This window comes from Deinococcus aquatilis DSM 23025 (assembly GCF_000378445.1).
GTDB lineage: Bacteria > Deinococcota > Deinococci > Deinococcales > Deinococcaceae > Deinococcus > Deinococcus aquatilis.
Genome location: NZ_KB899741.1, coordinates 26,329 through 35,346, shown reverse-complemented (window position 1 = coordinate 35,346; position 9,018 = coordinate 26,329). Strand labels below are relative to the sequence as shown.

The following is a 9,018-nucleotide window of genomic DNA, read 5'->3' as shown; positions in this document are numbered from 1 at the left end:
TTGACCCTGGCGTACGTCTGGTGCGTGCTGGTGGGGGTTCTCCAAACCTGCACTGTGAAGGCGCACGGTCGGCGAGCCTGGAGTGTGGTGACGCTGGGCCTCCGGACCCTCGTGCGGACGTTCGTCTGCATCCACGAGCGTGGGGAGGCGGAAGCCCTGCAACTCATTGGGCTTTTGAAATCCAGCCAGACGCTCAATTCAGAAAGTGTCGGGTACTGAGGGATGGATCACTCAACCTGAAGACGCAGTTCCCCTTCACCCGTCAGGACAGGTCCTCGCCCATTCCGGCGCTCCACGTACCGGGTCTAGTTCTCTTTGATCAGGCGGTGCCAAGCATTCAGAGCAGAATGGGAGGGGGCCTGCGGCAGGCCCAGCGCGGTGAAGCCGGGAAAGCGGTTCGGTCCGGTGACGCGCGCGATGGCCTGTGCCAGCGTGGTCGGTTCGGCGTCATTCAACACGCGCAGCAGGTGGTGCTCTAAGGATAAAACCGCAGAATTGATGGTCAACCGTTTTCCCCGGTCATGTCGTTCAGGCTGTGCCGAGCGTTGCGGTAGCTGGAATCGACGATCTCGCCCAAATCTTCGCGCAGCAGCTCTCCAGGTGGGGTGAGCTCTTCGAGTACCTGCAGGCCCTGGGCGGCCGAACCCCGGGACAGCAGCTGGGCGCGGATCAGGCCCAGACCCGCGGGCCGATCGACCAGCGCCAGGTCACAGCGGGTGCCTGGCATCAACACCAGGTAGATCTTCGATCCATGCGGCAGGCAGCGCGCCCAGCCCCGGCCAGCAGCAGCCTTCGGGAATGACGAGGCTGACCGTCAATCCACGGATCAGCGCCAGGCCTGCCCACACGGTGAAGGCGTCGTTCAGGCTGGGAACTTCATGCGGCCCAGCTGGAGTACGGGGCGTCAGGCGGGCACGGCCCCGGTCATAGTAGGGCACCGGATCGGGTTCAGGAACAAATAGACAGGGCAGACTCGCATCATGGGCGTCTCCATCCGGGTCAATGGCCTCTGTTCCATCGTCACTCAGGGTCGAGCCCAGCCGCTCCAGCGTGTCCCGGTCCATGACATTGGGGGACTCCCACTGCTCGGCCTGCACGTGATAACGCTGTGCCTGAGGTTCGTGCTCGAACGCGGCCTCCAGCTCATCCAAGAGCTGCACGAAGCGCTGCTGCCACTCGCCGGGCATGCTCTGAAAGAACGTACGGGGCCGCACCAAATAGTTGGCGTACGTCAGGCCGAAGTACTCGTGGATCGCCTCATCTCCGGGATGCAGGTCTGGACGCATCAGGCTTCTCCCACCGTGATCTGGACGGCAGGCGTGGGCCAGAACAGACGCCACCAGGGAAGCACCGTCACGGTCTGGGTGGACAGGCGGCAGCGCGGGGAGCAGGCCATGGGGTGACAGGCCTCGAGGCGCTCGGCCATCTTGACCGGCAAGCCCCGGTAGATGCCGTCCAGCACTTCCCCTGATTGAGGGTGGTCGGGCAGAAGCGTGACCTGCGGGGGAGACAGGGTCACCCTCAGAGGCCCCCGCCGCCGAAGATGCGGATCATCAGATCGGCGTCGATCACCATCGGCCGGGGCGCAGCACGCCGAGTACGAACAGCCAGAAACGCAGCATCAGACTCCTTTAGAACAAAGACGGTTGACCGTTGAGGTCGACCAGACGGCGGGTGCGGGCGGCCAGCGCTTCTTTCAGCGGGCGGGTCTGTTTCAGGTCGAACAGCTCACAGTGCCCCAGGCCGTTCTGGTGGCGGAAGACGTAGATGGCGACGGGATCAGCGGTGGGGACCAGGCCCTGCTTTTTGAGTCCGGAGCGGTGGGCGAGGCCTGTGGGAACCCTGCGGTGTTCGGGAAGGGACATGACGTCCTCCAGAAGGGTTGAATGGGGTCAACGCCGCCGCGAGAAGTCCGCGCAGATCGAGTTGGGATGGGTCCAGAGCCGGACGCCGATGCACTCGGCTTCCCCACTGAACTGCCGGTGGGTGAGCCGCGCACACAGGCGATAGGGGAGAGGTGAGCCCCCAGTTTCTAGTGGTGGCAGCAATGGCAGGCGGCGAGCCCAGAACCACGGGTCACCGCATCTGCTTCTTGGAGGACGCGAACCGAACCCGGCCCTTGCGGTAGGCCTGTTCTGGAGCAGTCAACGCGCCTGCGAGTGCAGTGCTCGGCGTACCGGCCCGGCATTTGGGAAGGGTGGTATGTTCATCTTCCCGCCAGACCGAGGCACTGTAGCGCCGCTGGCCCCGCACCAAGTGGCTGCTGTGACTGTACGACCAACCGGCAGCGTCCAAGAGGGCTATCAGCTCTGGCAGAGGTAGCCCCGCCAGAAACTCTGGGGAGGACGCCTTCACCCCGTGCCCACGGTCAGGAAGACCCAGCTCTTCATCAGCCCTCCAGTCCAGTGCGACCTGCGTCTGCTCCGGCGTGATGCGGCAACCGACGTCGGCCAGCCTGGTGGAGAGCCGCTGAGTGCAGTCACTGGGAGACTCAGGTGTGTTCGGTGGTCGGGCTTTCTCTTTGGCCTGTCCCGCACCATGTCCACAACATCGGTGAGCTCGACCTTGGCCCGCCGACCATCCGGGTGCTGCCACACGAGGCCCTCCCACTCGAGCCGGGCGATCAGGTACGCTCCTTCTTCTTTGCTGTAGTACAGGTGCCCCTTGCTCGTGATTCGGACGCGGGTGGAGGAAGTCAGCAGGCTTGTCTTCACCTCCAGAGGTGGAATGGGGAAAGGGAGCGGGGACGCAGAATGCTCGAATGCGGGGCAGGGCTAGGCACGCACAACGCTCCTTGAAGGGATTGGGGTGTAGTTCTTAAAACGTTGAACGGGCAGGCTGTAGAGGTGACCTTTGTCCAAGTTCCCCTCTCAACAGCGCTCGCCTCACTCCCAACCTGGGTCTGGCCAACAATCACGGCCCTGCACTACCAGGACGTCGAGGTCTCCTGCTGGGTCAAGAATGGACAGTGGATTCTGCGGGGCCAGTTTGAGAAGGAGATGTGCGCCACTGAGCCTGCGCTTTCCCTGACTGCGTACAACGTGGATGAGCTGTGGCATCTCGTGCAGGCCCTGATCCACAAACGCCTCTACCGGAGCCAACCGCAACGGTGGTAACGGTCCTCAGGGCAAAGATTCAAGTCTGCATAGGCTGGACATACGGACTGCTCCTCGAAGGGATTTGTTTGGGTTGCAATCTTGACCGCACAAAACTGACAGGCTGAGGGAGTGACCACCGTTCAAGTTGCGCTGAGTGAAGCGCTCACTTTACTTCCCCGCCGAAGTCGGCCGACCATGACGGCCCTGCAGCATCAGGGCGTGCAGGTGACATGCTGGAGCGACGGAGAACAGTGGATCCTGCGGGGCCAGCTGGAGGACTACGTGCGTCAGACATTGCCCACGCGGATGTTGACAGCGCGCACCGTCGAGGAGTTCTGGCGACTGATGGAACCCGTGATCGAACAACGCAACCAAAACTTGTGGAAACGGTAGCAGCTTCGTTGAGAGCCTAGAAGGGATTGAAGACGGGCAGGGCAGAACGCGCCTCGAAGGGATGAGAGAGAGCGGAAAAAAGGGACTCTAAGACCGCACAGCGCTGGAACATTTTGCTCTGACGCTGACACGGCCTGGGCAGTCTCGCGGCGATCTGGAAGGCGTCCATAAAGGCCGTTACGACGCTCCACTCACTGACCTCGGGCGCACTCAGGCCCTCGCGCTCGCCCAAGACTGGACTCAGCGCAGTGCCACCTTTGACGCCATCATCTGCTCTCGGACGGGTCGCCCGCTTGGCGAAGCTCTGCCAGTTCCAGGGCCAGCCGGCTCTTGAGCGGGATCCCGCTGAACACGGCCAGCAAGCGGGAGGTGTCGGGAATGAATGACGGCTTGGGTTTCGGATCGCTCACGGAGTCTCCTGAGTGGGCTGTCGGGCAATCCGCCCAGCGAGACCGTCAGCGGGTGCGTATCTTGACTCATGACCTGGCCTGACCCACCCCCGCCACCTCGCCCACCAGGAATGCCCCTCTGGTTGCGCCTGTTGGGTACGGTGGTCTGCCTCCTGCCCGGCCTCTGGTTCTTCGGGAGCATCCTGTTCGGCAGCAAGACCCTGATGGAAGGGCTGGGGGGCCTGGTCTTCATCCTGATCTTGGGCGGCCTGGTGATCTTGCCGTTGCTCCTGTTTCCCGTCTTCTGGTTGGTGGGCTGGCGACCGGGTGCGCTGGTCGCCTCGCTACTGTTGTTGCTCTGGAGTTGGGGCTTTGATGGTTCGGGTACGGACATCATTGTGTCCAACCTGCTGCGGTTGCACATCATTCCTCTCGCTGCCCTGCTCTGGGAGTGGCGTGTCTCCCGCAAGCGGTAAAGATCAGGACAGTTGTGGGTTGAGTTGTCAGGAGTTCAGAACAGCAGGGTATTGTTATCCCTCAGCCTGATCACAAGACCACCTTTACCCTGCAGCTACCCTGCAGCGCGATCTACTGCACTTCTGAAGCGGCCGTCGTACGGTGCTGAGCGTGCGGTTGCTTGGGCCAAGCCACCCAAACGTGGCCCCGTCATCCACTTGGCCCTGCGCCCACACCCGGCCGCCAAACTGCTCCGCGGTTCGGCGCGCACTCGCCAACCCCACCCCCGAGCCTTCATAGGTCTTCGATGGATGCAGCCGCCCAAACATCTGGAAGAGTTTGCCCACCTGTGGCAGGGCGAACCCTACCCCATTGTCCTGAAGCCCCAGTTGATACTCCGTGAGCGTCTCTTGGATGTGGAGATGGATGCGCGCTTCAGCTCGACTTTTGGTGAACTTCAGCGCGTTGTTCAGATACTCGCCCAAGATCACCACCAGCGCCTGAGGATCGCACTGGAGGACAGACAGGGGGGCATGGGGCACTTGCACGTTCCGGTCGACCATCAACGGCCGCGCGTCCCGAAGCACCTCCCGCCAAACTTGGTTGAGGTCCACGGTACGAATGTGACCCCGCAATTGGCGCACTTTCATATACCGTTCGACGGATGCCGCCAGGGTGACCAAGCTCTGAATCGCCTGCTCGGTCTGGGTCAGGGGCCGGCTCACCGCTGCCTCCTGTGCCCCGAGGAGGCGCCGTAAGACAGCCAAGAAATTCATGGCGCGTGCCAAAGGCAAGTGGAGTTGCTGAATGAAGGTCATGATCACGGTCTCTAATTCCGCCGTGCCTTGGTCAGGAGCAAGCGCCGATACTGATGTGGACTCGTGCTGGCGGAGCTCGGTCACCGTCAGGCGGCAGTGCCTAGACTGACCCTCTCTAGACACCATCAAATCGAGCACAACGGGCAGCGCAGGATCGTTGCCCCGTGGGAGTTCTGTTTCCAAGCGCTGAGGAAGACGCGTCTCAAACGCCTGTTCAAAGACCGCTTGAAAGCTGGACTGTCCGCTATCAACCAGCAAGCTGCCGAACAGCCGGCCACTCAATTCTTCTGAAGTTCGTTCCAGCAGACCACAGGCCCGAACATTGACCGCTTCAATCTGACCTTGGGCGTGGGGCGGGGGTAGGGGATTTGTTATGAGATCACACCCAGGGAGGAAGCGTTCAGGATGGGGCGACTCAACGCTGCACACCCAAGTCCAAGCGTGAGCATGAGCAGAGTTCAGCGCAGCGTACTGAGGGAAAGATAACGCAAAGTGAGGATTTTCTCGTTACTGCCTCAATGCTGGCCTCTGGTCAGCGTCAGCTTGCTGTGTTCTGATCCCATCATGCAGGTACAAGCCCATACTGGAACCGAGGTGACCCTCGATATCGACGGCGTGGTTGTCCTGCTGATCCACCGGGTCGACCGCTATCCAAGCCGTGGCCGCTGGGGGCAACCGGAGCAGGACGTCGAGATCTGGGAAGCGGCGGATGGACGCGTCATTCGCTTGGCGCGGCCCCTGAATGTCGGTCTTCCGTGGACAGCTTTCACTTGGGTGTAACGAAGTTTCAAGATCGTTCTTGACCTGCGGCACAAGCACAGACGTCACGCTCAGTCATGGGGACTCCTTTCAGGGCCATGGGTAGCCCGCCGGAGCAGAAGGCCAAGGCGGGCAGGGGTAGAGCGGATGAGTTGTGAGCGGGATCTCAATCAGCGGTAGATCGGGAAGGTGACGGAGCCTGCTTGGGTATCCCAGTGGCCCACCCCCCATTTAAAGAGGCTGACCCATTTATTCCCTACCTGTTCTCCAATTGTCAGGGTGCTCTGTGAAAACTGGTTTTTCGTCTGCGACGCACCGTACTTCACCACTACAACGTTCTTTCCAGGTTTCAGAAAGGGCGTCAGATCAAAATTGCCGTCACTGTCCAGACTGCTCACGTTCTCTCCATTCAGCGCAATATCGAACTGAACGGGTTGGGAGGGATGAAACTTACCGAACAGGCTTACTTTCCCAGGTTTAGCAGTGGTGGACGGCTGTGCCATGAAGACAAACGTGCTGGTGCCCGCTTTGGTATTCACGTCGGAATCCTTTTTAAAGAGCGTGCGCCACTTCCCGTCCTGCCCTGCGCCAAGCGTCAAGGTGCTTTTGGAGAACTTGTTCTCGTTTTTTCCAGGATCAACATCGACCGTCAGGGTATTCTTGCCGGTCTTGACCCAGGGCGTGATGTCCATGTTGCCGTCTGCAGCACGGTGCAGCAGCAGGGTTTGACCATTCAGACTGACCCGGAACGTTGCGGGTTGGGAGGGATGAAAGTCGGTGGAGACAACATACTGCTCAGCGTTTGCCGCTGAAGCGCAAGCCAGAAGTACGACGTAGGCCATCCAGGGTTTCATGCCTGAGTGTGCCCAGCGTGGTGGTATGAAGCGTGAGATAAATCAACCATTGCTTGTCAAAACAATGTGCCAAGTACGGGCGCTCAGAACACAGTTCGCATCTCAGATGATTGCCAGCCCCTCACTCTTCGGGCTACTCCATGAAGTCTTTCGGTAGGTCGGCCAGCGTCATCGCGGGCCAGTCGCGCTCGGCCACGGCAGTTACCAGCCGGGCCAGGGCCTGTACGCCGCCCAGCGCCCGGTGGGTGCTTCCGGAGGAACACCCATCTGACGACACGCCGCGAGCAGCGACGTCCAGCAACAGTCCGCGGGGTACTCCGACCAATCGCCGTGCAGCGGGCCGTAAGCGTCCATCGCGCAGCGCCAGATGGGTGGATGGTCCTGCGGAGTCAGCCCATGCGCCTCGTCCGAGGTTTTGAGCCGTGCCCGGTCGAAGTCAGCGTTGTAGGCTACGATGCGGCGGCGCGCAAGCAGGGGACGCACCTGCCTGATCACCTCTGTCCAACTGGGGGCGTCTGCGAGTTCCGCGTCACTGAGATCATGCACGGCCTGCGCCTCTGGCTCCACCGGAATCGTGGGCCGGACTTTGCTATAAAACTGCAGGTGCCCGTGCCGGTCCACCAGGGCAACCTCAATCACCTGTCCGGAGAGGCCAGTCGTCTCGGTGTTCAAGTATCCGGTCTGAAGATCGTCATACCAGAATCGGAAGCGCTTGACTGCGTGATCCACCGCGTGTTGGTACATCTTCAGGGCGTCCTGTTCAGCCTAGTCGCATGCAGCCTGTCGGCGGGCTTTCTCTGCCAACTTCCGGGTCTCGGTGGCCTGGAGACCTGCGGCCACTCGCATCGGATCGACTGGCCGCATTTGCGTCACGTCGTACAGATCGCAGGTGAGATAGCCCTTGCGGGTGCGGTACCGGTACTCGGCGACCGGTTGGCCCACCGGCACCAGGCCCTGATGTTTCAGGCCAGTGGGGTGATTCAGTCCTTCCGGAATCTGCTCATGCACGGGCAGGCTCATGCCTCTTCCTTCACCTTTAGAGGCACGGCGTCTACTCGATGGAACAGGCCCGTGAGCAGTTCCATGTCGCCCCTCCGGAGCTTGAAGAGGGCGGCGACTTTCTGGTCATCGGCGGGTTGCCGGCCTTCGAGCTTCAGGTCATCGGCGGTGGCGAGGTCCGGGGGGTGGGTCTGATGGTAAGTGAGGATTTTGTCTTTGGGGATGTGGGGCAGCTCCTCTGCCCGCTCAAGCGCGGGCCAGAGCAGGGATTCAGGGATTAATGGCTGGATTCACTCCAGCCGTACGCTTGATTGACCGCCGCCTGATACCGCTGGAGCATCCGCTGCTGTGCACCTCTGCGCCGGGCTTGGGTTACGCCGGACAGCACCTGCTCCTGTTGCCGCTGCCACCGGTAAAACTCCCGCAGATGCACCTGCCAGAGTTGCTCTATGTCCTCCGGGTGCCCCTCCACCTTGAACCGCTGAACCTGCACAGCCGGAAGGGCAAGAGCCTCATAACGTGCTGCGGCTTGGGCTTCCCAAGCTCGGCGGGTCTGTGCCACTTGGCGCATCAACACCCCCTGGGCACAGGCACGCTCTCGAGCGCGGGTAAACGCTTCTGTGGCCTCCAGCTGCACCACCCGCGTGGTCAGAAACAGTTTGACGGGCTTGGAGACTTGATGGCCGAGTTTGTTGGTCCAGCGCTCATGATCGTGAGCTCCCAAGAGGGCCTGGATCATGCCCAGGCTCCAGCCCCGGGCTCGCAGGTCTTGAAGGGTCAGATAAGGGTCGGTCATGTCCAGATCAGTGTGCCAGACAATTCAAGGAATAAATGGCTGGCCAGAAAGTCTATCGGCAGCGGAGGCGGGGCGGCGGTACTTCAAGGTGATGTCCGTGACTGTCAAGGTGTCTTCGGTCTTCAGGTGCAGCAGCGGCGTGCTGCCTGAATGTTTCTGAACCTCCACCACATCGACCATCTGATTGGGCTTGGCTTTCAGAGGTATTTTGCACAGTCCACCCGGGCGCGTCCCCGACGAGTTCGGTCGGTTGCTGGGTAGCTGACAAATGGGCGGCTTCGTTCTTCACGTGGTAGGCGCGGCCCTGCGCGGCGGGGCAGATCTGGACTCGGATTCGCCCTTGATCATCGCCAAAGTCGAGGGCTCCCCAATCAGACAATCCAGAGCGAGCGTGCTGCACCTAGCGAAGCCACTGGGGTGACCCACGTTGAGTTTGGCAGCGCTGGTGCCTCCGAA

General features: G+C 61.3%; 18 protein-coding genes and 1 pseudogene. 6 read left to right on the top strand and 13 right to left on the bottom strand.

Annotated features, from left to right (window positions below):
- Positions 1-219 (top strand): annotated as a pseudogene (locus tag F561_RS29555) (IS4 family transposase); the annotation flags it as partial.
- An 86-nt stretch (positions 220-305) separates the two neighbouring features.
- Here the strand turns inward: F561_RS29555 and F561_RS0119710 are convergent.
- The 6 genes from F561_RS0119710 to F561_RS0119685 all read right to left on the bottom strand — a co-directional run bounded on the left by F561_RS0119710 (position 306) and on the right by F561_RS0119685 (position 2,295).
- The gene (locus F561_RS0119710; protein ID WP_019011694.1) at positions 306-506 is read right to left on the bottom strand and encodes a hypothetical protein; all 201 of its coding nucleotides are present in this window, start codon (positions 504-506) and stop codon (positions 306-308) included.
- Entirely contained in the window at positions 503-727 is a 225-nt protein-coding gene (locus tag F561_RS0119705; RefSeq protein ID WP_019011693.1) for a hypothetical protein, read from the bottom strand. The genes F561_RS0119710 and F561_RS0119705 overlap by 4 nt, the downstream gene beginning before the upstream one ends.
- Positions 708-1,286 carry a hypothetical protein gene (locus F561_RS0119700; protein ID WP_019011692.1) on the bottom strand — a complete coding sequence of 193 codons (579 nt, stop codon included), beginning with the start codon at positions 1,284-1,286 and terminating at the stop codon, positions 708-710. Before F561_RS0119700 ends, F561_RS0119705 begins: the two co-directional genes overlap by 20 nt.
- Positions 1,286-1,519: a hypothetical protein gene (locus F561_RS0119695; RefSeq protein WP_019011691.1), complete on the bottom strand. Its 234-nt coding sequence runs from the start codon at positions 1,517-1,519 to the stop codon at positions 1,286-1,288. Before F561_RS0119695 ends, F561_RS0119700 begins: the two co-directional genes overlap by 1 nt.
- 112 nt (positions 1,520-1,631) lie before the next feature.
- The gene (locus tag F561_RS0119690) at positions 1,632-1,865 is read right to left on the bottom strand and encodes a hypothetical protein (RefSeq protein WP_019011690.1); all 234 of its coding nucleotides are present in this window, start codon (positions 1,863-1,865) and stop codon (positions 1,632-1,634) included.
- Between the two features lie 211 nt (positions 1,866-2,076).
- Entirely contained in the window at positions 2,077-2,295 is a 219-nt protein-coding gene (locus F561_RS0119685; protein WP_019011689.1) for a hypothetical protein, read from the bottom strand.
- Between the two features lie 932 nt (positions 2,296-3,227).
- Here F561_RS0119685 and F561_RS0119670 point away from each other — a divergent pair.
- Positions 3,228-3,491, top strand: a complete 264-nt coding sequence (locus F561_RS0119670) for a hypothetical protein (protein WP_157452020.1) — start codon at positions 3,228-3,230, stop codon at positions 3,489-3,491.
- 103 nt (positions 3,492-3,594) lie between these two features.
- Positions 3,595-3,825 (top strand): histidine phosphatase family protein, encoded by a 231-nt coding sequence (locus F561_RS28105; protein WP_083922564.1) that lies wholly within the window; start codon positions 3,595-3,597, stop codon positions 3,823-3,825.
- On the opposite strand, the gene F561_RS29115 is transcribed toward F561_RS28105, so the two are convergent.
- A complete protein-coding gene (locus F561_RS29115; protein ID WP_019011684.1) occupies positions 3,758-3,901 on the bottom strand; it encodes a hypothetical protein in 144 nt (47 codons plus the stop codon). The two genes, F561_RS28105 and F561_RS29115, sit on opposite strands and share 68 nt — an antisense overlap.
- 68 nt (positions 3,902-3,969) lie before the next feature.
- Here F561_RS29115 and F561_RS0119655 point away from each other — a divergent pair, with 68 nt between their 5' ends.
- Positions 3,970-4,356 (top strand): hypothetical protein, encoded by a 387-nt coding sequence (locus tag F561_RS0119655; RefSeq protein WP_211214841.1) that lies wholly within the window; start codon positions 3,970-3,972, stop codon positions 4,354-4,356.
- A gap of 84 nt (positions 4,357-4,440) precedes the next feature.
- Here F561_RS0119655 and F561_RS26105 read toward each other — a convergent pair whose 3' ends face one another.
- On the bottom strand, positions 4,441-5,436 hold the full coding sequence (locus tag F561_RS26105; RefSeq protein ID WP_019011682.1) for a sensor histidine kinase: 996 nt from the start codon (positions 5,434-5,436) through the stop codon (positions 4,441-4,443).
- A 282-nt stretch (positions 5,437-5,718) separates the two neighbouring features.
- Here F561_RS26105 and F561_RS0119645 point away from each other — a divergent pair, with 282 nt between their 5' ends.
- Positions 5,719-5,934: a hypothetical protein gene (locus F561_RS0119645; RefSeq protein ID WP_019011681.1), complete on the top strand. Its 216-nt coding sequence runs from the start codon at positions 5,719-5,721 to the stop codon at positions 5,932-5,934.
- Between the two features lie 149 nt (positions 5,935-6,083).
- On the opposite strand, the gene F561_RS0119640 is transcribed toward F561_RS0119645, so the two are convergent.
- The 3 genes from F561_RS0119640 to F561_RS0119630 all read right to left on the bottom strand — a co-directional run bounded on the left by F561_RS0119640 (position 6,084) and on the right by F561_RS0119630 (position 7,787).
- Positions 6,084-6,767 (bottom strand): hypothetical protein, encoded by a 684-nt coding sequence (locus tag F561_RS0119640; RefSeq protein ID WP_019011680.1) that lies wholly within the window; start codon positions 6,765-6,767, stop codon positions 6,084-6,086.
- Positions 6,768-6,968: 201 nt separating this feature from the next.
- A complete protein-coding gene (locus F561_RS27430; RefSeq protein WP_051096993.1) occupies positions 6,969-7,511 on the bottom strand; it encodes a 3'-5' exonuclease in 543 nt (180 codons plus the stop codon).
- A 21-nt stretch (positions 7,512-7,532) separates the two neighbouring features.
- Positions 7,533-7,787, bottom strand: a complete 255-nt coding sequence (locus tag F561_RS0119630; protein WP_019011679.1) for a hypothetical protein — start codon at positions 7,785-7,787, stop codon at positions 7,533-7,535.
- A gap of 38 nt (positions 7,788-7,825) precedes the next feature.
- Here F561_RS0119630 and F561_RS29110 point away from each other — a divergent pair, with 38 nt between their 5' ends.
- Positions 7,826-8,047 (top strand): hypothetical protein, encoded by a 222-nt coding sequence (locus tag F561_RS29110; protein ID WP_019011678.1) that lies wholly within the window; start codon positions 7,826-7,828, stop codon positions 8,045-8,047.
- Here F561_RS29110 and F561_RS27425 read toward each other — a convergent pair.
- Both F561_RS27425 and F561_RS29105 read right to left on the bottom strand, forming a co-directional pair.
- Positions 8,044-8,562 carry a hypothetical protein gene (locus tag F561_RS27425; RefSeq protein ID WP_019011677.1) on the bottom strand — a complete coding sequence of 173 codons (519 nt, stop codon included), beginning with the start codon at positions 8,560-8,562 and terminating at the stop codon, positions 8,044-8,046. The two genes, F561_RS29110 and F561_RS27425, sit on opposite strands and share 4 nt — an antisense overlap.
- Positions 8,563-8,586: 24 nt before the next feature.
- Positions 8,587-8,742: a hypothetical protein gene (locus tag F561_RS29105; RefSeq protein ID WP_019011676.1), complete on the bottom strand. Its 156-nt coding sequence runs from the start codon at positions 8,740-8,742 to the stop codon at positions 8,587-8,589.
- Positions 8,743-9,018: the final 276 nt, after the last annotated feature.